General features: G+C 61.8%; 18 protein-coding genes and 1 tRNA gene. 10 read left to right on the forward strand and 9 right to left on the reverse strand.

Translation table 11 applies throughout. From position 1 onward, the window contains the following. Positions 1 to 711: 711 nt before the first annotated feature. Complete coding sequence (locus DC522_RS26470; RefSeq protein WP_116531561.1) at positions 712 to 1,449, reverse strand: Crp/Fnr family transcriptional regulator; 738 nt, start codon at positions 1,447 to 1,449, stop codon at positions 712 to 714. A gap of 357 nt (positions 1,450 to 1,806) precedes the next feature. Between DC522_RS26470 and dnaG the strand changes: the two genes are divergently transcribed. Together dnaG and rpoD are read left to right on the forward strand one after the other, a co-directional pair. Beyond that, entirely contained in the window at positions 1,807 to 3,705 is a 1,899-nt protein-coding gene (dnaG, locus tag DC522_RS26475) for a DNA primase (RefSeq protein WP_116531562.1), read from the forward strand. A 278-nt stretch (positions 3,706 to 3,983) separates the two neighbouring features. Beyond that, on the forward strand, positions 3,984 to 5,978 hold the full coding sequence (gene rpoD / locus DC522_RS26480) for an RNA polymerase sigma factor RpoD (RefSeq protein ID WP_116531563.1): 1,995 nt from the start codon (positions 3,984 to 3,986) through the stop codon (positions 5,976 to 5,978). Positions 5,979 to 6,087: 109 nt separating this feature from the next. Here the strand turns inward: rpoD and DC522_RS26485 are convergent, their stop codons facing one another. Then, positions 6,088 to 7,347, reverse strand: a complete 1,260-nt coding sequence (locus tag DC522_RS26485; protein ID WP_116531564.1) for an MgtC/SapB family protein — start codon at positions 7,345 to 7,347, stop codon at positions 6,088 to 6,090. 195 nt (positions 7,348 to 7,542) lie between these two features. On the opposite strand from DC522_RS26485, the gene DC522_RS26490 reads away from it, so the two are divergent. Next, a complete protein-coding gene (locus tag DC522_RS26490) occupies positions 7,543 to 7,950 on the forward strand; it encodes a CidA/LrgA family protein (RefSeq protein ID WP_116531565.1) in 408 nt (135 codons plus the stop codon). Next, the gene (locus DC522_RS26495) at positions 7,947 to 8,669 is read left to right on the forward strand and encodes an LrgB family protein (protein ID WP_116531566.1); all 723 of its coding nucleotides are present in this window, start codon (positions 7,947 to 7,949) and stop codon (positions 8,667 to 8,669) included. The genes DC522_RS26490 and DC522_RS26495 overlap by 4 nt, the downstream gene beginning before the upstream one ends. A gap of 106 nt (positions 8,670 to 8,775) precedes the next feature. Here DC522_RS26495 and DC522_RS26500 read toward each other — a convergent pair whose 3' ends face one another. Further along, positions 8,776 to 9,924 carry a serine hydrolase gene (locus DC522_RS26500; RefSeq protein ID WP_245444556.1) on the reverse strand — a complete coding sequence of 383 codons (1,149 nt, stop codon included), beginning with the start codon at positions 9,922 to 9,924 and terminating at the stop codon, positions 8,776 to 8,778. 204 nt (positions 9,925 to 10,128) lie between these two features. Here DC522_RS26500 and DC522_RS26505 point away from each other — a divergent pair, with 204 nt between their 5' ends. Then, positions 10,129 to 11,403: a dicarboxylate/amino acid:cation symporter gene (locus DC522_RS26505; protein WP_116531567.1), complete on the forward strand. Its 1,275-nt coding sequence runs from the start codon at positions 10,129 to 10,131 to the stop codon at positions 11,401 to 11,403. Positions 11,404 to 11,457: 54 nt separating this feature from the next. On the opposite strand, the gene DC522_RS37110 is transcribed toward DC522_RS26505, so the two are convergent. Further along, positions 11,458 to 12,624: a CAP domain-containing protein gene (locus DC522_RS37110; protein WP_116531568.1), complete on the reverse strand. Its 1,167-nt coding sequence runs from the start codon at positions 12,622 to 12,624 to the stop codon at positions 11,458 to 11,460. Positions 12,625 to 12,908: 284 nt separating this feature from the next. On the opposite strand from DC522_RS37110, the gene DC522_RS26515 reads away from it, so the two are divergent. Next, positions 12,909 to 13,388: a YkgJ family cysteine cluster protein gene (locus DC522_RS26515; protein WP_116531569.1), complete on the forward strand. Its 480-nt coding sequence runs from the start codon at positions 12,909 to 12,911 to the stop codon at positions 13,386 to 13,388. Positions 13,389 to 13,520: 132 nt separating this feature from the next. Beyond that, positions 13,521 to 14,741 (forward strand): MFS transporter, encoded by a 1,221-nt coding sequence (locus tag DC522_RS26520; RefSeq protein ID WP_116531570.1) that lies wholly within the window; start codon positions 13,521 to 13,523, stop codon positions 14,739 to 14,741. 16 nt (positions 14,742 to 14,757) lie between these two features. Here DC522_RS26520 and DC522_RS26525 read toward each other — a convergent pair whose 3' ends face one another. The 3 genes from DC522_RS26525 to DC522_RS26535 all read right to left on the reverse strand — a co-directional run bounded on the left by DC522_RS26525 (position 14,758) and on the right by DC522_RS26535 (position 18,115). After that, complete coding sequence (locus DC522_RS26525) at positions 14,758 to 15,846, reverse strand: bifunctional transcriptional activator/DNA repair enzyme AdaA (RefSeq protein ID WP_116531571.1); 1,089 nt, start codon at positions 15,844 to 15,846, stop codon at positions 14,758 to 14,760. A 63-nt stretch (positions 15,847 to 15,909) separates the two neighbouring features. Further along, positions 15,910 to 17,244: a cytochrome c peroxidase gene (locus DC522_RS26530; RefSeq protein ID WP_116531572.1), complete on the reverse strand. Its 1,335-nt coding sequence runs from the start codon at positions 17,242 to 17,244 to the stop codon at positions 15,910 to 15,912. A gap of 4 nt (positions 17,245 to 17,248) precedes the next feature. Further along, on the reverse strand, positions 17,249 to 18,115 hold the full coding sequence (locus tag DC522_RS26535; RefSeq protein WP_116531573.1) for a hypothetical protein: 867 nt from the start codon (positions 18,113 to 18,115) through the stop codon (positions 17,249 to 17,251). 122 nt (positions 18,116 to 18,237) lie between these two features. On the opposite strand from DC522_RS26535, the gene DC522_RS26540 reads away from it, so the two are divergent. Beyond that, positions 18,238 to 18,897 (forward strand): Fe2+-dependent dioxygenase, encoded by a 660-nt coding sequence (locus DC522_RS26540; RefSeq protein ID WP_116531574.1) that lies wholly within the window; start codon positions 18,238 to 18,240, stop codon positions 18,895 to 18,897. A 181-nt stretch (positions 18,898 to 19,078) separates the two neighbouring features. On the opposite strand, the gene DC522_RS26545 is transcribed toward DC522_RS26540, so the two are convergent. Beyond that, entirely contained in the window at positions 19,079 to 19,699 is a 621-nt protein-coding gene (locus DC522_RS26545; RefSeq protein ID WP_116531575.1) for a TIGR02466 family protein, read from the reverse strand. Between the two features lie 131 nt (positions 19,700 to 19,830). On the opposite strand from DC522_RS26545, the gene DC522_RS26550 reads away from it, so the two are divergent. Further along, a complete protein-coding gene (locus DC522_RS26550; protein ID WP_116531578.1) occupies positions 19,831 to 21,051 on the forward strand; it encodes an adenylate/guanylate cyclase domain-containing protein in 1,221 nt (406 codons plus the stop codon). Here the strand turns inward: DC522_RS26550 and DC522_RS26555 are convergent. Further along, positions 21,039 to 22,025 carry a glutathione S-transferase family protein gene (locus DC522_RS26555; protein ID WP_116531576.1) on the reverse strand — a complete coding sequence of 329 codons (987 nt, stop codon included), beginning with the start codon at positions 22,023 to 22,025 and terminating at the stop codon, positions 21,039 to 21,041. The genes DC522_RS26550 and DC522_RS26555 overlap by 13 nt on opposite strands. A gap of 209 nt (positions 22,026 to 22,234) precedes the next feature. Between DC522_RS26555 and DC522_RS26560 the strand changes: the two genes are divergently transcribed. Then, positions 22,235 to 22,310 (forward strand) — tRNA-Ile (locus DC522_RS26560). The last annotated feature ends 507 nt before the right edge of the window (positions 22,311 to 22,817 follow it).

Consider the following 22,817-nt stretch of genomic DNA (forward strand, 5'->3'; position numbering starts at 1 on the left):
CCTCGATGAAGCGCGTCATCTTGGCCTCCCACGTCGGAGAGCAAGTCTACCAAATCAGCCTGTTTCCACACAGCCTCGGAGAGAAACCGGACGGCTCCTCGCGTACAGCTTCTTGAAGGCGGACAGGCGCGCCAAGCGCAACGCGGCTGTGTAGCGGAGATCGAGTATCGTGGACACCGGAGTGCCGTTGCACTCCGTCAAGGAAGGCTGTTTGCCGACAAAAAGAGGCGCCCGGAAAGGGCGCCTGAGTTCCGGTCATGATCCCGGGGGGCAAACACGGGAGACCGGTTCTCGAAGATCAATGGCTCAGCGATGTAAGCGCTCCTGAAGGATAGCGAGTTGCCGGAGGTAGGGAGCCCGCCGCTCGCGGTGGTTCTCGCGCAGTAACCCCAGGGCTCGCGTACGCTCCTTTGGCTTCATGGAGGATGAGTTCAACTGCTCCCGCTCGCGCTCATACGCGAAGTCCAAGTTCGTGAGCGTTGTGAGAAGCGATTGATAAATGATTTTAAGCGCCGGAGCCTGAGAGTGTGTTTCCTCCAGCGCCGTACGCGATGTGTCGATCTCGAAAACAGACATACGCATCCTCTGCTGTGTTGAACGATGCGATAAAGCCTGTAGATCACGGTGTCTGTCGGCGTGATGACAGTTCTGTCCGGCCAAAGGGAGTAGGAGGTCTACTACTATAGGATAGGCCGAAAGCTTGGCTTTTATCTAGGCTGTTGTGGGGGGACCGGGTCCGCCTCCTTTTGGAAAGTGAAACCCGAGTTCGCTGAATCTCTCCCGAATATTTCCATAGCACTCGCAGGCTGCTTCCTCGAGCCCCTCGCGATCGGCGATGACGATGATGCCGCGGCGCTGGGTGATGAGCCCTGCCGTCTGGAGAGTGCGCAGAATAATGCTCACGGTGGGGCGCTGAACCCCGAGCATCTCGGCCAGGAATTCATGTGTCAGCGGCAGCTCGTCTCGCGCGACCCGATCATGAGCCGTCAAAAGCCAGCGACAGCAGCGCGCTTCGACGCCATGAACCGCGTTGCAGGCCGTGATCTGGAAGGTCTGGGCCAGCAATCCTTCGATGTAGCGGAAGAACAGGAAACGCAGGCTCGGTCGGGAGTCGAAGACTTCCACGAGCTTCTCGATCGGCGCTCGCGAGGCGGCTCCGGGGAGCTGCACCAGATAGCGGCCCAGGGCCACTCGCGTGGTCAAGGCGCTGGCAAAGCCAACAACGCCCTCCCGTCCGAAGACCGCCATCTCGACGGTGCCGCCATCCTTCATGATGGTCACCAGCGAGACCATCGCATCATGAGGAAAATAGGCGCGATCGATGGTGGCGCCGGTCTCGTACAGGACTTGCCCGGAGGCCAGCTCAACGCCCTCCAGATGAGGTTCGACGAGAGCGAAGTCGTCGGGCTCCAGGGCTGAAAGCAGCCAGTTTTCTCGATGGTTGATCACGGTCGATCACCTCGGCTCGTGCCCCGAAATGAGAAGCATGGACGCGGACATTGCTCTCGTGATGCGGCGCCTCGGGTGCTCTGCCCGGAGAACATTGGGGCCGAGGCTTGGTTCCCCCTACAGCCTCGGACGTGAAAAGTGGATCTGCACTTTTGGGTCCGATGCTTTCTCCTTGAATGAGAGCATCGTGCGGAAAACCGGATCCACTTTTCGCTGACGCGGACCTTCGGTTCCGCACGATGCTCTAGGCCACGAAAGATTGCCTGTGGATTGCGGGCACAGAAAAGCTTGGCTGTTCTCTTTCTGTCTCCAGCTTGGCCGCCCTAGTTTATGGAGCAGGTTTGGAGTCCGCTTAACTTGCGCTACCCGCCCCAAATCCTCGAAGAGATCCGCGCCCGGCTGCCGGTTTCGGCTGTCGTGGGCAAGCGCGTGCGCTTGAAGAAGGCGGGGCGGGAGTGGAAGGGGCTGTCGCCCTTCAACGCGGAGAAGACGCCGTCCTTCTACGTGAACGACCAGAAGCAGTTCTACCACTGCTTCTCCTCCGGCAAGCACGGCGACATCTTCACCTTCGTCATGGAGACGGAGGGGCTCTCGTTCCCCGAGGCCGTGGAGCGGCTGGCGGCGGAGGCCGGGGTGTCCCTGCCCAAGCTTAGCCCTGAGGACCGGGCGGAGGAGGTAAAGCGCAAGACGCTCTACGACGTCATGGAAATGGCGACGGAGTTCTTCGAGGCTTCCCTCCAGGGTCGCTACGGCCTGAAGGCCCGCGACTATCTGGCAGGCCGGTCCTTGAGCCCGGAGACGCAGAAGCGTTTTCGCATCGGCTATGCGCCGCCGGAGCGCTTTGCGCTTCGCGATCATCTCGCCTCCAAGGGCATCCCCGTCGAGATGATGGCGGAGGCAGGCCTCCTGATCATGGGCGAGGACGTGAAGGTGCCGTATGACCGCTTCCGCGACCGGGTGATGTTCCCGATCTGCGACGTGCGGGGCCGTGTGATCGCCTTCGGCGGGCGCGCCATGAGCGCGGATGCGCCGGCGAAGTACCTGAACTCTCCGGACACGCCGCTCTTCAACAAGGGCCGGCTTCTCTACAACTACCATCTTGCCCGCCAGCCCGCGCATGACCGGGGTACGGTGATCGCCGTCGAGGGCTATGTGGACGTGATTTCGTTGAGCGTCGCGGGCTTCCCCAATGCAGTCGCGCCTCTTGGGACCGCGCTGACGGAGGATCAGCTCACGCTTCTCTGGCGTCTCTCCGAGGAGCCGATCCTGTGCTTCGACGGCGACAAGGCGGGCCAGCGCGCCGCCTATCGTGCCCTCGAGACGGCCCTGCCGAACCTTTCCGCCGGCAAGTCCCTGCGGTTTGCCATCCTGCCCGAGGGGCAGGATCCGGACGATCTTGCCCGTTCCGGCGGGCGGGCCGCCATCGAACGGGTTCTGGCGTCGGCGAGGCCGCTGGTGGACATTCTTTGGGCCCGGGAAACCGAGATCGGCCCGCTCGATACCCCGGAGCGCCGGGCGGCCCTGGAGCGGCGACTTCGCGAATCACTGGCACTGATTCGCGACGAGACCCTGAAGAAATACTACCGGGAGGAGGTCGAAAGCCGCCTTGCGGCATTGAATCCCGCCCCCCGGGCGGGGCGGTTCAATCGCCAAGGCGGGGGAGGGCGGCGCGACTTCCGCGGACCTGCTCCGACCACGCCAAGCGCCCGTTTGAGCGTCTCGCCGCTCTTGGCGCGCAGCCCCCTTTTCACCGGCGGAACGGCGGAAAGCCCCCGGGAGGCGATGATCCTCTGCACCTTCCTGGTGCATCCGGAGCTCCTGCAAAATCACGCAGAAACCCTTGCAGATCTTGAACTTGAGGGACGCTCCGCCCAAATGATGCGCAGTCTCCTGCTGGATAGCGCCGCCAGCGGCGACCCAGCCGGTCTGAACGTGATGCAGGCCCGCCTGGAGCGTGCCGGACTGACCCAGGCGGCGGACAGGCTCAACGCTCTGGTCCGTCCTGGCGACCGCTGGATGCTCGATCCGCATGCGGATCCCTTGCGGCTTGAAGACGCATTGAGGCAAGCCATCACCTTGCATCGCCGTGCGCGCACGTTACATAGCGAACTTCGGGCCGCCGAGCGCGCGCTCGGCGAAGAGGACAACGAGGCCAATCTCGCCTGGCTGCGAGAGGTCCAAAACCAACTGTCCTCCGTCGAGGGTGCCGAGGCCGACTTGGACAAGAGCGGGTCCGCTGGGGGAGCCGGTTTCTAGCGCATCGTGCGGAAAAGCGGATCTGGTTTTCCGCGCCGAACGATACGTTGTTGAAAAGGAGTATCGGATTGACCCCAAAAAGTGGTGTCCACTTTTGGGTCCGATGCTCAGAGCAGGGTGCGGCCCAATTCGGGCGGGAGATGGTTAACGGTTAGTCAATTGACTTGCTGTTTTATGGATGAGGATTTCCGGGTGGCCGGGCCTGCAGGCCTTGCTGCCCATTCGCGCATCGAAAGTCTCGCTGGGGGGACTGACGGGGCGCCGGAGTAGAGCGAAGCATGGCAACGAAGGCAACCGAACGGGACGAAGGCGAGACGACAGCTCCGGAGCAAACGAGCGACGGGCCTCTGCTCGACCTGAGCGATGCCGCCGTTAAACGGATGATCAAGCTCGCCAAGAAGCGCGGGTATGTCACGTATGATGAGCTGAACGAGGTTCTGCCTCCGGAGGAGTTCTCCTCGGAGCAGATCGAGGACGTGCTCGGCCAACTCTCGGAGATGGGCATCAACGTCGTCGAATCGGAAGAGACGGAAGAGGGCGCTCAGGCCGAGGCCGAGGAGGACGAGGCCGAGGGCGGCGATCTCGTCGAGGCATCGCAGACCCGCGCCGTCGCGGTCCGCGAGACCACGACCAAGGAGCCGACCGACCGCACGGACGATCCGGTGCGAATGTACCTGCGCGAGATGGGCTCCGTGGAGCTTCTCTCCCGCGAGGGCGAAATCGCGATCGCAAAGCGCATCGAGGCTGGCCGCGAGGCGATGATCGCGGGCCTCTGCGAAAGCCCGCTGACCTTCCAGGCCATCATTATCTGGCGCGACGAACTCGTCGAAGGCCGGGTGCTCTTGCGCGACATCATCGATCTCGAAGCCACCTACGCCGGCCCCGACGGCAAGGGTGCGCCCAAGGTGGATGCGCTTTCCGACGAGAGCGAGGACGAGGCCGCCGAAACCGAGGAGGGCATCGCCCCGCCCGAGGGCGAGATGGACGACGAGGACATGGAGAACAACGTGTCGCTCTCGGCCATGGAAGCCGAGCTGAAGCCGCGCGTTCTCGAGACCTTCGACTCCATCGCCGACAACTACAAGAAGCTGCGCCGCCTGCAGGTCGAGCATGTGGAGCAGCGCATGCAGAACAAGCAGCTGACGCCGGCCCAGGAGCGCAAGTATCGCGAGCTGAAAGCCGACATCGTCGCTGCCGTGAAGTCGCTGTCGCTCAACAACAACCGCATCGAAGCGCTCGTCGAGCAACTCTATGACATCAACAAGCGCCTCATCTCGCATGAGGGCCGCCTGATGCGTCTGGCCGAGAGCCATGGCGTCGCGCGCGAGGAGTTCCTCAGGCACTACCAGGGCTGGGAGCTCGATCCCAAGTGGGTGCTGCGCGTCTCCAAGCTCGGCGGCAAGGGCTGGAAGGACTTCGTCGCCAAGGCGAAGGACCAGATCCACGATCTGCGCGAGCAGATCCACAATCTGGCGAGCGAGACGGGCCTGGAGATCCAGGAATTCCGCCGCATCGTCATGATGGTGCAGAAGGGCGAGCGCGAGGCACGCCAGGCGAAGAAGGAGATGATCGAGGCCAACCTGCGTCTCGTGATCTCCATCGCCAAGAAGTACACGAACCGCGGCCTTCAGTTCCTGGACCTGATCCAGGAGGGCAATATCGGCCTCATGAAGGCGGTCGATAAGTTCGAGTACCGTCGCGGCTACAAGTTCTCGACCTACGCCACGTGGTGGATTCGTCAGGCGATCACCCGCTCCATCGCCGACCAGGCGCGCACGATCCGTATCCCGGTGCACATGATCGAGACGATCAACAAGATCGTCCGCACGTCGCGCCAGATGCTGCACGAGATCGGCCGGGAACCTACTCCGGAGGAGCTCGCCGAGAAGCTCGCCATGCCGCTGGAGAAGGTGCGCAAGGTGCTGAAGATCGCCAAGGAGCCGATCTCGCTCGAGACGCCGATCGGCGACGAGGAGGATTCACACCTCGGCGATTTCATCGAGGACAAGAACGCGATCCTGCCCATCGATGCTGCGATCCAGTCGAACCTGCGCGAGACCACCACGCGTGTTCTCGCCTCGCTCACGCCGCGCGAAGAGCGCGTGCTGCGCATGCGCTTCGGCATCGGCATGAACACCGACCACACCCTCGAAGAGGTCGGCCAGCAGTTCTCGGTGACCCGCGAGCGTATCCGTCAGATCGAGGCAAAGGCGCTGCGCAAGCTCAAGCATCCCTCGCGGAGCCGCAAGCTCCGGAGCTTCCTCGACAACTGAGCGAACTGGAAAAGGCGGGCTTCAGGTCCGCTTTTTTGTTGCGAGACGCGGTGTTTCTTCCCTTCCCACAAGGGGGAGGGAACAGTGTCGCGCTTCTGCTGAGTGGCGCTCAAGCGAAGAAGGCAAAAGCCACTCCACCGGCTGCGATGGCGGCAAGGCTCGTACCGGAGACGATCCACCCGGCTTTTCTCGTTCCCAGACTGAAAGTCATGCCCGCTTTCACAAGCGTATTGACGGCAACGGCAATGCCGATGCCGAGTGCTGCGGTCGTGACTGTGATGCCGTCAGATGACAGACGCGCGAGCGAGAGCGTGATGGCATCCACATCCGCGATGCCCGAGAGAGCGGCGAGTACGGTGAGGCCCGCATCGCCCATGAGAGTGCTGACCACCTTCGCGAGCAGGCTGATGATCGCGATGAGCGCTGCGAAATACAGAGCCGTGCCGAGGTCGAAGGGGTTCTTGATGCTGAGCTGGGGACGTTCCTCGCTTCCTTTGCCGTGGGTGAGGAAAAGCAGGCCTGACACAGCCAGCAGAACAAGGCCCGCTGCGCCCAGGGGCCAGGCGAGCGGAAGAAGGAGAGCATGGTTCAAGGCGCTCGCCACGATCAGGACGCGTGCGATCATGACGAAGCCGGAGAGAAGAATGCCGGCGGAAAGCAGCGGGCTTGCCGCCGGATGGTCACGCGCCATGCGCGCGAGTGTCACGGTCGTGGCCGTCGATGAGGCAAGGCCGCCCGCGAGTGCTGCGAGAGCCACGCCTGCCTGGCTCCCCATAACGCGAATGGCCACGTAACCGGCAAACGAGATGGCGGCGATGATGATGGCCAGCAGCCAGATCTCGGAGGGATTGATAGCGTCCCATGGATCAACCGTTCTGTCCGGAAGAAGCGGCAGCGCGAGAAATGTCATCGCGAGCAGGATGAGGACGGAGCGGATCTCCAGCCATGTCAGCCGCCTGAGCCATGTGTGAAGCGGCTGCTTGAGAGCAAGGATAAGCGTGACGATGACGCCGGCCGCAATTGCCACCTGCAGGTCGCCCAACACCGTATATGCGCCGAGAGAGAAAGTGATGAGAGCAGCAACGACGCCTGTGACACTGAAGTTCTGCTCTGTCTTGGCTTCGAGCCAAGCGAAAGCTCCGAAAGCGAGCGCGAAGCCAAGGAACGACATTCCTAGGAACACAGGGCTCGTATAGCCCGCCAGAATCGCCGACAACGCACCGAGCAGCGCAACCAGCGTATAGGTGCGCAAGCCCGCCGTGCGCTCTCCCTCTGCCTCCTCGCGCCGTTTCCATCCGCGTTCGAGGCCAACGAGAAGTCCAATGGCAAGCGCTACACCCAAGCGCAGAAGAAGAGACGTGTCGTCCATAGCCCGATCAGCTTTCGGCAAGCCGTGAAGACACGGGATCGCTGCCTCGCGGACCCGCTCTTTCCTTGCTTAAGTAGCATGGCCAAGCTCAGGGAAACAGTTCCCATGCAAGCCGCCTGATAATGATCTGCCAAGCTCCGCCACAAGCGGTATAAGCGACAACATGTATCCGCGCGCCGTCACCAAGGGCTGTCCATGATCGTGAGTCTCACCGTTATTCTTCTATGCCAGCTTCTCGGCGAGGTAATTGCCAGAGGTCTGGGCTGGCCGGTTCCCGGGCCTGTTCTCGGAATGCTGGTCCTGCTCGCTGTGCTGAGTCTGCGGGATCGGATCAGGAAAACGCTGCCGGAGTTCGGGAGAGCCCTCGATTCCACCGGCAAGGGGCTGCTCGCGCATCTCTCGCTCCTGTTCATTCCCGCGAGTGTCGGCGTTGTGCAGCGGCTCGATGTGCTGGCGGCCCATGGTGTCGGGCTCGTGGTGGCGTTGGTCGTCTCGACCTTCATCACTCTCGTCGTGACGGTCGTCACCTTCGTCGTCGTGTCGCGCGTGAGCGGATCGTCCATGGAAGCGGCTGATGAAGCCAGGGCAGGGGAGAAGCCATGAGCGATCAGGCCTTCTCCCTCTGGGTTTATCTTTCCCAGACGCCGCTGCTCTGGCTCGTCGTGACGCTGGGCGCTTACGTAATTGCCGACCGGATCTCACAAGCCTTCGGGCGACATCCATTGTGCAATCCGGTTCTGATCTCCGTCGTAACCGTTGCGCTCGTGCTCTGGGTCACCGGGACATCGTATCCGGTCTATTTCGAGGGCGCGAAATTCGTGCACTTCCTGCTCGGCCCCGCCACCGTCGCGCTTGCTATCCCGCTCTATGAGAACCGTTGCGTCGTGCTGCGGGCCATCGTGCCCATGGTGGCGGCACTGATCGTGGGCTCCGTCACGGCCATCGTGTCCGCTGTCGTTGCCGCACAATTCTTCGACATGCCGACATCCATTCTCATCTCGCTGGCGCCGAAATCCGTCACCGCGCCCGTGGGCATGGGCATCACGGAAACGCTTGGCGGCGATCCGGCCCTCACCGCCATTCTCATCATGCTCACGGGCGTCATCGGCTCCGTCATGGTGACGCCGCTCATGAATGCGCTGCGCATGAAGGATTGGCGCGCCCGCGGCTTTGCCGTGGGCCTGGCCTCGCACGGCATCGGAACGGCCAGGGCCTTTCAGGTGCATTCGCTGGCCGGCACCTTCGCCGGCATCGCCATGGGCCTGAACGCGCTCGTCACGGCCCTGCTGCTGCCGATCGTATTGAGATGGCTGATCGGTTGATCACGGGATTGGTGCATCGGCAGGCGGGTGCCCGTTAGCGCATCGTGCGGAACCGGAGGTCCGCGTCAGCGAAAAGTGGACCCGGTTTTCCGCCATCAACGATGCGCTATTCAAGAAAGGGAGCATCGGATGGGTCCCAAAAGTGCAGATCCACTTTTGGGTCCGATGCTTTAGGAGCCGTGCTGCCGGTGCCCTGCGGCTCCTGTTTTCCTTCGAGCGCGGGGATGATGTGATCTGCTACGAGCGCGTGAAGCTCGCCGACATAATTATCCTCGCGTGAAGGCTCCGTCGGGTCCGATGTCATGACCACTGTCATCCCGAGGCCCGGTGCGACATAGATCATCTGCCCGCCAAAGCCCCAGGCGTAGTAGACCCTGTGGCCGCGCATCTCGCGCATGAACCAGCCATAGCCGTAGCTGTCGCCCGTGTAGACCGATGCGGTGCGAGGCTCCCACGATTCCCTCACCCAGCTTTGCGGCAGAACGCGTTTTCCGTCGATGGTGCCTCCCTGGCGGTACATTTCCCCAAAGCGCAGAAGGGCACGGGGCGACAAAGCCATCTCGTTGCCGCCAAGATAGATGCCTTGCGGATCGCGGGTCCATGGCGGCACCTTGATCCCGAGAGGCTCACCCAACCACCCGCGAGCCAACTCCAGAGTGCTGCGTTTCGACGCTCGGGTCAGTGCGGCTGAAAGCAGATGCGTGCTGCCTGTCGAATAGAGCATGCGCCCGCCAGGCTGATCCACGAAGGGACGGGTCAGCGCATGGCGCACCCAGTTGCTGCTGCTGACCCATGAGCCGTAATTGCGTCCGGAGGTTCGCTCCAGTCCTGCCCGCATGGACAGGAGATGGCCGATCGTGATCTGCCTCACGCGTTCATCGGCATTCTGCGGAATGCTCCGATCCAGGATCTCCGCAACGGGCTGGTCGACGCCTTTGAGAACGCCACGCTCGATGGCGATGCCTACGAGAGCAGACAGAACGGTCTTGGACGCGGATTTGATGTTGGTCGGCCGCTCTAGGCTGGAGCCCTTGAAGGCTTTCTCGACCACGATCCGCCCCTCTTGAGAAACGATCAAAGAGCGAAGGTTTTCGAGGCTCCTGGCGCGCTCGATGCTCTCATTCAGAAGCTGCGCCTCCGGTGCTCGCGATTGAGATGGGGGAAAAGGTTGCGCCGAAGCGCAGAGGGTCTGCGCCATCAGGAGAGTCAGGATCAGGGACAATCTGAGAGGGAAGAGGAACAGAGAAGGTGTCATGCGAGATCATGTGCATCCATGCCCGCGAATAAGATGGAGTATGGGGAAGCGTTCCGGCATAGCTGCCTGCCACACATCATTGTGAGGGCCACCCTGCGCTGCGCCCATGCAATCACGCCACGACGGCCCTGCACCTGCGACAATTGTGCTTTGTGGGGCCATCGACTATTTGCGCTTCAAACTCGTAAATAGGACATTATCTACATGATTAGTTCGTGGTTTAGGCGACCCCTTTGGCAAAGGGTCGCTGTGGGCTTTGCCCTTGGTATCCTGGCCGGCATCCTGGCGGGAGAGCAGGCGGCCGTCTGGTTCAAGCCGCTGGGCGATATCTACCTGAACCTCGTGCGGATGATCGTGATCCCGCTCGTGTTCTTCACCATCACCTCCAGCGTCGCGAAGCTCGCGGAAGCGGGCAATGTGGCGCGCCTGGGCCTGCGTACGCTCTTCTGGTTCATCGCGACCTCGGCCATTGCGGTTGTCGTGGGTATTGCGTTCGGCCATCTCATCGATCCGGGCGTCGGCTTGTCGAACCTGCCGCTCGGCGAGGTGAAGCCGCGCACGATCCCGACGCCGCTCGAGGTGCTGATCGGCATCGTTCCGACCAACCCGATCAAGGCCATGGCCGACACGAATGTGCTCCAGGTCCTCTTCTTCTCAGGAATCGTCGGTGCGGCTCTCGTGTCGCTTGGAGACAAGACGGCCGCCATTCGCAACGTAGTCGATCAGGGCGCGATGCTGGTCTTTCGCATCACGCGCTGGGTCCTGCAGCTCACGCCGATCGGCACGTTCGGTCTGATTGCCTGGGTCGTCGGCAAGTACGGCATCTCCTCGCTGCTGCCCTTGGCCAAGTTCATCGCAGCCATGTATCTCGCCTGCCTGTTCCACATCGTCGTGGTCTATGGAGGCCTGCTGAAGCTGCATGGTCTCAAGGTCGGCCGTTTCTTCAAGGGTGCGTTGCCTGCACAGCAGATGGCATTCGCAACCTCGTCGAGCCTGGCCACGCTGCCGATGAGCCTGCGCGTTGCCGTGGAGAAACTGGGTGTGCCGCAGAGCTACGCGAGCTTTGCCGTGCCTCTGGGTGCTAATGTGAAGATGGACGGCTGCGGTGCGATCTATCCCGCCATCGCCTCGATCTTCATTGCCCAGTATTTCGGCCTCGATCTGTCGCTGACGCAATATGTGCTCATCGGCTTGACCGCTGTTCTCGGCTCGCTCGGCACGGCAGGCGTCCCCGGCACATCCATCGTGATGCTCACGCTGACCTTGAGCACAGCAGGACTGCCTCTCGAAGGTATCGGCTACATCGTCGCCATCGACCGCGTGGTCGACATGATGCGCACCATGACCAATGTCACCGGCCAGATCCTTGTGCCTGTGATCGTGGCGAAGGAAGAGCGCATTCTCGATCAGGCCGTTTATGACGGCACGGTCGGCGTGCCTGCAGCTCAAGGAGAGCAGGTGCTCGTGGCTGCCGAGTAAAGGTTGAGTCCCTTCAACGAAGAAGGCGGGCTCCAGGCCCGCCTTTTTCATGCGTCAGAACAAGAAATCCGAAGTGCTGATGAGGGCCTTCTGTGTGTTCACAAGCATGATCGTCTGCCCATTTGCTTTGATGAACACATCATCCGCGAGACCGTCGCTGTCCGCGTTGCCCTGCGTGATGGAAAGGGCGCTGAAGCCGAGCGAATTGCCGCGCAGGTCTATGCGATCCAGGCCATCCTCGAAAGCGGTGATCTTGTCCGTGCCCCATTGTCCCTGGAAGCGGAAGACATCTCCCTCGGCACCGCCGCTGAGGATGTCGTTGCCGGCACCGCCGCTGAGGGTGTCCCTGCCGCTTTCACCGTAGAGCACATCGTTCTCGCTGTCGCCGTAGAGCGTGTCGTTGCCAGCCCGGCCATAGAGCTTGTCGGCTCCCGCGTAACCCTTGATGAGATCGGTGCCGGTCGTGCCGATGAGAGTGTTTGCGCTTGATGTGCCACTGATCATCTTCACCAAGGCAGGGTCGATGAGATCGAGCTTCACGTTGCTGGTGCCGACGGTCAGCTGCTTCGTGGTCGAGACGATGCCGCCCCCGGAGAACGTGACCTTGTAGGTGCCCGCCGTCAGAGCCAGGCTGTAGCCGCCGACACTCTGCGACGTGGTGGTGTAACGCGCCCCCGTGGAGCTCACGGCGGTGATCGTCACGCCGCCCAGGGCTTCGCCGATGTCGTAGAAGCGGTCGCCATCCTTGTCGTCCATGGTGACGCCGGTGAGGAAGATCTTCGAGCCGGAGCGCGCGAAGTTCTGGGTGACGAAGGCTGCGTCCCAACCTTGATAAGCGCCGGTGTTGAAGCCGATCCCGATCTCGCGGAATGAGCCGTTGAGGATGTTGGCCTTGTGGCCTGCGCTGTTCATGAGGTTGGCGTGCAGGAGCTGGACCTCGTCCTGGTACCCCGCAGGAGAACGGGTGCTCGCCCACGCGATGTTTTCAGCCGATGCCCAGGAGCCGCTGAAGACGTAGCCCGCGCTCTTCATGCGCGTCGTCGGAGCCGAGCCGTTCACGCCCGTATGGGAGAACGTGTCGGTCGCGATCATCCAGTCGGTGTGGGAATCGGCGGAGCTGTTCAGGTACCCGTTGAAGGCGAGAGGCTGAGCGCCGACCCTGGCCCGCGCCGCATTCACCAGTTCGAGCATGAGCTGCTCGTAAGCCGTGGCCTGTGACATGAAGAATGCCCCTTATGTTTATCTTTTCGGGGCCGGTTCATCCGCGCTCCCTTCATCGGAGCATTGCCTAAGGTTGAATTTGGAAGAACTTGTGGCGGCTTATTTTCTTCTCGAACCGCTCTCAATCTTGGCGGTATGGTCAATCTGCACGCCATTTGGGCTTTGCCGCAGGAGTGGTGATGATTGATGACGTGGATGATGTGAAAGGTGCTGGATTCACCAGAAGGCTCCTATAGATACGGTCACTCATCGATCCCAAGGCCTGGTACATCGCAGGAGCCGCCATGTCCGAGCGCGTGATCAAGGACGATCAGCCCCGCGTCCATTTCGACTGCAACAAGTGCCCGGCTTTCTGCTGCTCGATCTACGAGCGCGTGGTGGTCACGAAGCGCGATATCACGCGGCTGGCAAAGCATTTCGGGGTGTCCTTCGAGGAGGCCCGAGAACGCTACACCGTGGATTTCGAGGGCGAGCGCGTGCTCAAGCGGGTGAAGGACAAAATCTTCGAGCGCACCTGCATGTTTCTCGACCAGAAGACTCGTGGCTGCTCGATCTATCATGGGCGCCCCGCAGTCTGCCGCTCCTATCCGGGCCGCTCGCGCTGCGTCTATTACGATGTGCTGCGCTTCGAGCGGAGCACGCAGGGCGACGAGAGCGTCATTCCCCTGGTCAAGATTACCTTCCACGAGGTCGAGGAGGAAATTGAACAATATGCGGACGGGCCCGAGCGGATCTATGAATGGGACGAGAAGGATAAAGACTGAGGCCTGATGCGGGGACAACAACCCTGCCTTGCAGGATCAGATGAGCTTTGAAGGAACAATCTCGTATATAGTCGGCTTGGAAACGCCATAAGCAGGCCGGGCGGAGCTTGGCCCTGATAACCCAAGAACGCCATGGATACCAAATCGCCCGCCTTTGCCGCCGCTCCCGCTCGTGTGTCCGTTGAGCGTGTCGCCGTCCCGATCCTTGCGGCAATCAGCGTCTCTCACCTCCTGAACGACCTGATCCAATCCCTGCTGCCGGCGATCTATCCGATCCTCAAGGCGAACTTCCATCTCGATTTCGGCCAGATCGGCCTGTTGACGCTCACCTTCCAGCTCACCGCCTCCCTGCTGCAGCCCCTGGTCGGCACCTATACCGACAAGAAGCCGCAGCCCTTCTCCCTGGTCTTAGGCATGGGCTTCACGCTCGGCGGCCTGCTCACGCTCTCGCAGGCGGGTTCCTATCCGCTTCTGCTTGTCGGTGCGGCGCTGGTGGGCATGGGCTCCTCCGTCTTCCATCCGGAATCCTCCCGCGTCGCCCGCATGGCCTCCGGCGGGCGGCATGGTCTTGCACAGTCCGTGTTCCAGGTGGGCGGCAATGCAGGCTCCGCCCTCGGGCCGCTGCTTGCGGCCTTCATCGTCGTGCCGTTCGGACAGTCAAGCATCGCCTGGTTCTCCGCCGTGGCGCTGCTCGCCATGATCATCCTGTTCAATGTGGGGCGCTGGTATCGGGCCAAGCTCGCGGATCTCAAGGCCAAGCCGCGCGCTGCCGCGACGTCCTCGACCCTGTCGAAGAAGCGCATCGGCGTATCGATCGCGATCCTGATGCTGCTCGTGTTCTCGAAGAATTTTTACACTGCCAGCATCTCCAGCTACTTCACCTTCTATCTCATCTCCAAGTTCCAGGTGTCGGTGCAGGAGGCGCAGATCTATCTCTTCGTGTTCCTCGGAGCCGTCGCCGCCGGCACGGTGATCGGCGGGCCCATCGGCGACAGGATCGGGCGGCGCTACGTGATCTGGATCTCGATCCTCGGTGTGCTGCCGTTCACGCTGATGCTGCCTTACGCCAGCCTGTTCTGGACGACGGTGCTCAGCGTGATCATCGGCCTCGTGCTGGCTTCCGCCTTCTCGGCCATCCTCGTCTATGCGACGGAGCTGGTGCCCGGGCGCGTCGGCACCATTGCGGGCCTGTTCTTCGGTCTCTCCTTCGGCATGGGCGGCTTGGGCGCTGCAGTGCTGGGCCAGCTCGCCGACATGACGAGCATCGAGACGGTCTACAAGATCGTGTCATTCCTGCCGGCCATCGGCCTTCTCACCTATTTCCTGCCGAAGATCGAGAAGGCACGGGCGTAAGCATTCAAGGCGCTCTCTACAGAGCGAGCTGCGTTTGCGCCGAGTTTTGTGAATGGCGCATGGCCTGTCCGGCCATGCGCCGCTCATGCTCGAGCAGCCACTTCTTGCGCCAGAGCTTTCCGCCATAGCCGGTCAGTGATCCATCAGCGCCGATCACGCGATGGCAGGGGACGATGATGGCCACCTGATTGGCTCCGTTGGCCCGCGCGACGGCGCGCGGCGCTTCGGGGCGTCCGATGGAGCAGGCGATCTCGCCATAGCTGCGCGTGCTGCCGAGAGGGATTTGCCGTAAGGCCTCCCACACCGTCGCCTCGAAGGAGCTCCCCCGCTGCACGACCGGTATGTCGAAAGTGAGCGACCGGCCGGAAAAATACGTCTCGACCTGACGCGCCAGTTCTTCAAGCACAGGGCTGTTTCCGAAGCAGATCGGGCCGACGCGCGTTCGCAGCCGGTTGATCTCGGTCGGGAGCGCCGTGCGGTCGGCGAATTCGAGCAGTTGCACACCCGTATCGTCCACGATGGCCAACATGGCGCCAATAGGTGTGTCGAGCCATTGAGCCGTCAGAATAGTCCGCCCTGTGGCTCGAGCCGGCGCATCTCCGATCAGTCTGGTGACTGCGTCCCGGAAACCACTTCCGGATTCGTATCCGGCATCCAGCTGCGCATCCATCACGGAGCCTCCCTGCTGCAATCGATTGACGGCAAGCCCCAGGCGGTGGGACCGCGCATATTGGGTGAAGGTCACACCGTATTCGCGCTGAAAGGCGCGGCGGACCGTGGAGGGATCATACCCGAGGTTTTTGAGATCCTCGGTGCTCCATCTCCGCCCGGGCTCGGCTTTGATTTTTTCGCGTAAGGTTTCGACTGCGCCACTCGTGGGCCGCTGCCGATCGAGGGGCCTGCAGCGCAGGCAGGGGCGGAAGCCTGCCTCTTGAGCTGACTCGCAGCTTCCGAAGAACACCACATTACTGCGCTTCGGCTTGCGGGCCGGGCAGGTGAGGCGGCAGAAGATGCCGGTGGTCTTCACGCCCACACAGGCGAACCCTTCATAAGAAGGATCACGGGCGACCAGGGCGGCATAGAGAGTATCGTCATCACGGAGCATGGCGTTCTTTTACCGCAGATCGCGAACCCATGCCGCCGGAAAAGAGGCGTTGATTTTTAGAAGTTAGCGAGCGGTATCTGTGGCCACATCCACGCGCAGGCGCATCTCCGGGTGGATGCCGCAGATGATGTCGTAATGGCCCGGCTGGTCGAAGCCGAGAGTCACCGTATCGCCTGGGTTCTGTCCATCCGAGTTGAAGCTCATATTGGCGCTGTCGACGTGTACATTATGCGTCCGCGTGTCGTCGTTGAGGATGCGCAGTGCTTCACCCACTTTGAGCATGATGGCGCCCGGCGAGAAACGCCGGTCCTTCTGGCTCACCGTGGTGGTCGAAACAGCCTGCACCGGCGCACCCCAGGCGATCGTCTTGGGCGGCAGGCTCGCAGGACGCGGCGGATCGTTGCTGGACAGCGTGTTCAGGAAAGCGACGAGTTGTGCGCGCTCCTTCCCGGACAACTCGATAGGTTGCGGCAGATCGGCGGAGAGGGTCGGGCGCTTCGCGATGCCTTTCGCATAATGATCCACCACATCTTCGAGGGTCGCGAGCGAGCCATCATGCATGTAGGGCGCGGTCCATACACGCTCACGCAGGCTCGGCGTCTTGAAGGCGTGATCCGCCGCGCTCACGCCGAGGATCGGCCCGCGTCCCTTGTCGTCGCTCGTCAGCCCGATGTCGTGAAAGGCTTCATCCGTGAAGCGCCAGCCCTGATGGCAGCCGACGCAACCCGCCTTACCGACGAAGAGCGAGAGGCCTGCAACCTCATCTGCATCAAGAGCTTTGTCATCGCCCTTCACCCATTGATCGAAGCGCGTTTCGGGTGAGACGAGCGTGCGCTCAAAAGCGGCGAGTGCTTTCGTGAGATTGACGCGCGTGACGGAAGGGTCTTCAGGGAAGGCTGCCGCGAAAGATTTCTGCATCAGCGGATCGGCGGCGAGCGTCTTGATCGCGCTCTCGAGATCGCCCGCCATCTCGCGCTTGTTCTCGATGGGGCCTGCAGCCTGTGCCTCGATGCTTCCGGCGCGGCCATCCCAGAACCAGGAGAGACCCCAGGCCATGTTCCAGAGCGGGGGCGTGCGCCGGTCGAGAGGCTTGCCGTCGAGACCCGTGTGACGATCGACCCCGTCGGAGAACGACAAATCCGCCTGATGGCAGCTGGAGCACGACACGTTGCCTGGGCCCGACAAGCGCGTGTCTTCGAACAAAGCCGCGCCCAGCTTCACCTTTTCAGGTGTTGTGGGATTGTCGGCAGGCTCAGGCGTGTGGTCGGGACGCGCGAAGGCCTTGCGCCAATGCTCGAAATCGGGAACGGAGGATTTCTCCGCTGCACCCCCGGCGAGCATGGCGATCATCAGAACGGGCAAAACCCGCCTCAGATGGATCAGGCTTTCGCGCGTCATGATGTCAGCGGAAGTTTCCGAGCTGCAGTTCGAACTTGGCGATGGTGCTCAGGAAGTCGCCTGCATCCTTGACCGGCTGCTTCGGCGGCGTCACGGCCGGGAACACGGCCTTCAGCTCGTCCAGGCTGGCCTTGAGCGCCTTCGCTGCATCGGCATTCTTCGTGGAAGCGTCCTGCATCACCGTGCCGACGAGGCGATCCGCCTCGAACACGAAGCCGCGCGCATCCTGGTATTCCACCACGTTGGCGATGCGGTTCTTCTCGATGGCCTCGCCATATTCGTCGGCGGCCTGCTGCAGCACTTCGAGCACCGTCTCCAGTGTGAAGTACGTGCCGTTCGTTTGCTTCGCGCGCACGGCGGTCTCGGCAGCGGCGAGGCGTTCGTCCAGTGCTGCACGGGCGCGGGTGTAGGCGTCCTTATTCTTCGCCTTCACGGTCTGCGAGAGCGACTTCAGGGCCGCCTGGAAGGGGGCGACGTTGAAGGTCTTCAGGTCCTCGCGCAGGCCGGCATAGATCTCCTCTTCCGGGTGCAGGAAATGGGGCAGGGCGTCGGCCCAGCGGCCGGCTTCGATCAGCTCGTTGCCGACGAGCAGGTGGCCGCGGATCATCTCGATGCCGCGATAGAGATGGAGCTGAGGGGCCAGATTCTCGCCGGAAGTGCCGCCTTCATCTCCTTCGCCGCCCATCGATGCGGCAGGCTTGGCCGGTGGGCCATGGCCCTGATGCGCCTGGGCGAGCTGCAGCAGCTTCTGGTCCGCCTTGGTCTCGGCGGCAGCCTGAGGATAGGCCGCTACATTGGCCGCCTGCGAGGCAACCGGAGCCGCAACCAGAACGGCGGTGCTCAGGCCCGCCCAAATCTTCTTTTTCATCATGATCCCCTTCCGGCAGGTCAAGGCTACCGGCTGATAGTTTAGAAAGGCTAAAAACTGCCAGTATTTACAATTACTTAGCTACATCCTATGAGGGCGGAAGGCAAGTCTGAAGGCTCAAATCCATGCTCATCACCATTGCGGATATCCTGCCCCCGAACGAGATCGAAGAGATCCGCACAATGCTCGGCTCCATGCGCTTCGAGGACGGGCGCGCGACGGCGGGATGGAGCGCCAAGCTCGTGAAGGACAACGAGCAGGCACGCGAAGGGGCGGCCCTCACGCTCCTGCGCGAGCGGGTGACGAATGCCATTCAGGCGAACGAAGTGTTCAATCTCGCTGCGCGGCCCAAGGCGCTGACGCCGCTGCTCTTCAGCCGCTATGCGGAAGGCAAGCAATACGGCTCCCATGTGGACAATCCGCTGATGAACGGCGTGCGCACGGACGTGTCCTTCACGCTCTTCCTCGCCGATCCCGAATCTTACGACGGCGGCGAACTCGTCATCGAATCCGTCTCGGGCGAGGAGGAGATCAAGCTCCCGGCAGGCCACCTCGTGGCTTACGATTCCACGACGCTGCATCGGGTCGCGCCCGTCACGCGCGGCGAGCGTCTCGTCGCGGTCGGCTGGGCACAGAGCTATGTGCGCGACAGCGCGAAGCGGGAGCTGCTCTTCGATCTCGAGAATGCGCGACGCAATCTCTTTGCGCAACACGGCAAGACGCCGGAATTCGACCTGCTCGCAAAGAGCAGCGCCAACCTGTTCCGGATGTGGGCGGAGGTGTGAGGGGCATGCTGCCTTATCGAGAAAACCTCCATTCGTCATCACCGGCCTTGTGCCGGTGATCCCGATTGCGTGAAGTGCCGCGTTTTCGGATCGGGATGGCCGGAACAAGCCCGGCCATGACGAAGCGGGTCAGGATATAATGAGTGCGGGGTGAAATCGGTCTTGCTCGGACCCTTAAGTCCTACTGCCAGGCGTAGTTGAAGCTCACGCTGATGCGCTCGCTGTCCGCTTCGTTCAGCGGCACTTCATGGCGCAGCCAGCTTTCCCAGAGCAGCACCGTCCCGGGGGCAGGCTTCATATAAGCAAACTGCCGGTTCTCAGGCTTCGCCTTCGCCTTGCGCGGCGGGGCGGCCATCATGAAGCCGAGGCGCGGGTCCTCGAGCTTGAGCGCGCTCGCACCCTCGGGGATCGTCACGTAATAGGTGCCGCTGATCACCGAGTGCGGGTGGATGTGCGAGGTGTGGATGCCGCCGGGCGGCAGGATGTTGATCCACAGGCTGTCCATCACGAGCTTGCGACCCTGAAGGTCGTATTCCAGCGCCTTGGCAAAAGCCGCCACGTGCCTGTCGATCTCCTTCAGGAGATCCCCGAACACCGGCACCCGCCAGGGCAGGTCATTGAGCGAGGCATAGGACGTGTAGCCCGGATAGCCGTTCTTGGCGCACCAGCGCTGCCCGGCCTCGTCGTCCTCGGCGATGGAGAGACAGGCGGCCTCAAGCTCCGCGTTGCGGCGCTCGGCCTTCACCCCGGTCAATTCGGCCCGATAGATCTTGGTGACGAAAAGCGTGTCGATTGTTGGCATGGTCCGGCTCTATGACGTCGATGGGCGCTCTGTCAAAATGATTGCGCTTTTGAGGCGCATAGCATCTTTTCTCAAGTCGCGCCTCCCCATGCCTTGAAGGAAGGATGGAGACAACACACCTTGGCCCTATGATGTCATCCTCACCTCTGGCAGCCATTCCGAACGATCTGTTGTCCCTGGCCCGCAGCCTGGACGCGGAAATCCTGCCGCAGGTCATCGCTCTGCGGGATTGGCTCGTGACCACGGCGGCCCGGATGGAGGATGCCAACGAGGTTCTGAACGGGTTCCTGCATCGGCTCATCGATCTTGGCGTGCCTATCGACCGGGCGGTCTCGGCCATCGAGGCGCTGCACTCGGAATATGCCGGGATCGGGCGTTTCTGGACCCGGGAGGAGGGGACCGTCGTGCGCTATCTTCCGCATGGCGACCGGCGCGAGGCGATCTATCAGACGAGCCCCTTCGCCCATGTGAACCGCACCGGCGAATGGCTTTTTCTCGATCTCGCAGATACGCCTGACGATCTCTTCCCGATCATTCCGGAACTGAAGGAGGCGGGTTACCGCCATTATCTCGTCATCCCCATCCGCTTCACGAACGGTGCCGAGAACGCGATTTCCCTGGCGACGCGTTCGCCTCAGGGATTCAGTCAACAGGACCTCATGATCCTGCGTCTCGTCATGCCGTCCTTCGCGCTTGTCACGGAACTGCGTGCCACCAGCAACCGGCTTGACGAGGTGCTGCGTATCTATGTGGGGGACGATCCGCACAAGGCCATTCTCTCGGGCGCCATTCAGCGCGGGCAGGTGACGCGCATCCGCTCCGCGATCTTGTTCGCCGATATGCGCGAATACACCCGCATCTCGTCAACGCTCAGCCCCGAGAGCGCTGTGGATCTCCTGAACAATTACTTCGACTGCCTTGTTCCTCCCATCGAGGATGAAGGCGGCGAGGTGCTGAAGTACCTGGGCGATGGATTGCTCGCCATCATGCGTGATCGTGGCGACGACACCGGCGGCGCTGCGCAATCGGCTCTGACCGCGGCCACCAAGGCGCTGCGGCGCATCGAGGCTGCAAACAACGAAGGGCGCTTTCCGGTGCGGGTCAATGTGGGATTTGCCCTGCATCACGGTGATGCAGCCTATGGCAATGTGGGCTCCGGTCAGCGGCTCGATTTCACGGTGATCGGGCGAGACGTGAATCTCGCAAGCCGCATCGCTGACCTCAACAAGCGCCTCGGCGAGCCGTTGCTCATGTCGAAGCCTTTCGTTGAGCATCTGTGGGGCAATCCTCACCCACTCGGGGCGCACGCCGTCGAAGGCTTTGACGAAGAAATCGAAGTCTACAAACCTTGAAATCGGTCGCGTCCGTGCGGCGCGTCCAGATCAAGAATGGGCCCGAGGGGCACGATGCCTGTCGGGTTGATGGTGCGATGGCTCTCGTAATAATGGCCCTTGATGTGCTGCATGTTCACCGTCTCGGCGATGCCGGCGATTTGATAGAGATCACGCAAATATCCTGAAAGGTTCGGATAGTCCCCGATCCGGCGCAGATTGCATTTGAAGTGTCCCACGTAAACGGGATCGAAGCGCACGAGCGTCGTGAACAATCGAATGTCGGCTTCGGTGAGCCTGTCGCCGCAAAGATAGCGCTGCAAGGCAAGCCGCTCGTCGAGAACATCCAACGTTTCGAACAGCGGATGGATCGCTTCCTCATAAGCGTGCTGCGTGGTGGCGAAGCCCGCCTTGTACACGCCATTGTTCACATTGTCGTAGATACGTGCGTTCAACGCATCGATCTCGTCGCGCAGGTGCTCCGGGTAATAATCGCCGGGCTGCGCGCCGATCCCGTCGAACGCGGAATTGAACATGCGGATGATCTCGGCGGATTCGTTGCTGACGATGCTGCCCTTTTCCTTGTCCCAAAGCACGGGCACCGTCACGCGGCCGGTATAGGTCGGCTCTGCTGCCGTGTAGACCTGGTACAGATATTGCGCCCCATGGAGCGGGTCAGGAATGACGCCCGGTCCCTCCTCAAACGTCCAGCCGTGCTCCAGCATGCGCCAATGCACGACGGAGAGGCTGATCATCTCCTCCAGACCTTTGAGCCTGCGCATGATGAGAGTGCGATGCGCCCAGGGGCAGGCGAGCGACACATAAAGATGATAGCGTCTGGCGTCAGCCTTGAAGCCGCCTTCACCCGTGGGACCCGGCGAACCGTCCGCCGTGACCCAGCTCCGGAAGGGGGCGGAGCTTCGCACGAAGCGCCCGCCGGTGCTCTTGGTGTCATACCACCGGTCCTGCCAGACCCCATCCACAAGCAATCCCACCGCGTGACTCCTTCGATGTCCGATGATGCCCCTCCGTCAACGGGAGGGCGGCCTGAGGGTTCGCCGAGGGTATAGGGCGGGAAGCCCTGTTCCGCTGCACACGACGGCGTGAAGGGCGTCTTGAAGGGCAGGCGAGGGCGTCTTCGGCTAAACAGGGGGGTGACGAACGGCCTTCCCTCGGTTAGATGATTTCCTTACCTTCCTTGGAAGGGCCTGTAGCTCAATGGTTAGAGCCGGCCGCTCATAACGGTCTGGTTGCAGGTTCGAGTCCTGCCGGGCCCACCATCCTCAAGTCTTGGTGTGTAGAGGAAAATAGGCCTCTTTTCCAGTTCCTGTCCGGAAGGGGCGTTGGTTTTGCGGCAACGATCGCATTCCGGAGAGGCGCGTTCGTCCACCTAGCTCTGATCAAGTCCCATGATGGGAAGGCAATAAAGGTGCGCGCTCCCGGTGAGTGGCACGATATGCTGAAGGGCCGGCTGTCTCCGTGCTGATTGAGGAACCGCGGCAATCATTGGTTCAGTTCTGTGCCTTGCGCCTCATTAACCACAATGACAGCGAATGAGCCAAAAACGGCTAGGGTACGTTTCCAGCGCGTACTCATTTGTCGTACATGTAAGGTGTTCGGTGTCGAAGTTTCAATCGTTGATTTCGTCGCCCTACATGCACTTTGATAGGCTTTCTCCTAGAAGCCGGGCATGACGCCAAAGACAAAGTTCCGGTTGAGCCCGGATGTCATGTGAGCAGCGGATCGAGCTTTGCTCGAGGCATGATGCCGCTCCGCTGGGCCGGTTC

The organism is Microvirga sp. KLBC 81, from assembly GCF_003075415.1.
GTDB lineage: Bacteria > Pseudomonadota > Alphaproteobacteria > Rhizobiales > Beijerinckiaceae > Microvirga.

What these genes read in the sequence shown, in the direction of transcription:
- rpoD (WP_116531563.1), top strand. Translation starts at nt 3,984, where the DNA reads ATGGCAACGAAGGCAACCGAACGGGACGAAGGCGAGACGACAGCTCCG.
- DC522_RS26485 (WP_116531564.1), bottom strand. Translation starts at nt 7,347, where the DNA reads ATGGACGACACGTCTCTTCTTCTGCGCTTGGGTGTAGCGCTTGCCATT.
- DC522_RS26490 (WP_116531565.1), top strand. Translation starts at nt 7,543, where the DNA reads ATGATCGTGAGTCTCACCGTTATTCTTCTATGCCAGCTTCTCGGCGAG.
- DC522_RS26495 (WP_116531566.1), top strand. Translation starts at nt 7,947, where the DNA reads ATGAGCGATCAGGCCTTCTCCCTCTGGGTTTATCTTTCCCAGACGCCG.
- DC522_RS26500 (WP_245444556.1), bottom strand. Translation starts at nt 9,924, where the DNA reads ATGACACCTTCTCTGTTCCTCTTCCCTCTCAGATTGTCCCTGATCCTG.
- DC522_RS26505 (WP_116531567.1), top strand. Translation starts at nt 10,129, where the DNA reads ATGATTAGTTCGTGGTTTAGGCGACCCCTTTGGCAAAGGGTCGCTGTG.
- DC522_RS37110 (WP_116531568.1), bottom strand. Translation starts at nt 12,624, where the DNA reads ATGTCACAGGCCACGGCTTACGAGCAGCTCATGCTCGAACTGGTGAAT.
- DC522_RS26515 (WP_116531569.1), top strand. Translation starts at nt 12,909, where the DNA reads ATGTCCGAGCGCGTGATCAAGGACGATCAGCCCCGCGTCCATTTCGAC.
- DC522_RS26520 (WP_116531570.1), top strand. Translation starts at nt 13,521, where the DNA reads ATGGATACCAAATCGCCCGCCTTTGCCGCCGCTCCCGCTCGTGTGTCC.
- DC522_RS26525 (WP_116531571.1), bottom strand. Translation starts at nt 15,846, where the DNA reads ATGCTCCGTGATGACGATACTCTCTATGCCGCCCTGGTCGCCCGTGAT.
- DC522_RS26530 (WP_116531572.1), bottom strand. Translation starts at nt 17,244, where the DNA reads ATGACGCGCGAAAGCCTGATCCATCTGAGGCGGGTTTTGCCCGTTCTG.
- DC522_RS26535 (WP_116531573.1), bottom strand. Translation starts at nt 18,115, where the DNA reads ATGATGAAAAAGAAGATTTGGGCGGGCCTGAGCACCGCCGTTCTGGTT.
- DC522_RS26540 (WP_116531574.1), top strand. Translation starts at nt 18,238, where the DNA reads ATGCTCATCACCATTGCGGATATCCTGCCCCCGAACGAGATCGAAGAG.
- DC522_RS26545 (WP_116531575.1), bottom strand. Translation starts at nt 19,699, where the DNA reads ATGCCAACAATCGACACGCTTTTCGTCACCAAGATCTATCGGGCCGAA.
- DC522_RS26550 (WP_116531578.1), top strand. Translation starts at nt 19,831, where the DNA reads ATGTCATCCTCACCTCTGGCAGCCATTCCGAACGATCTGTTGTCCCTG.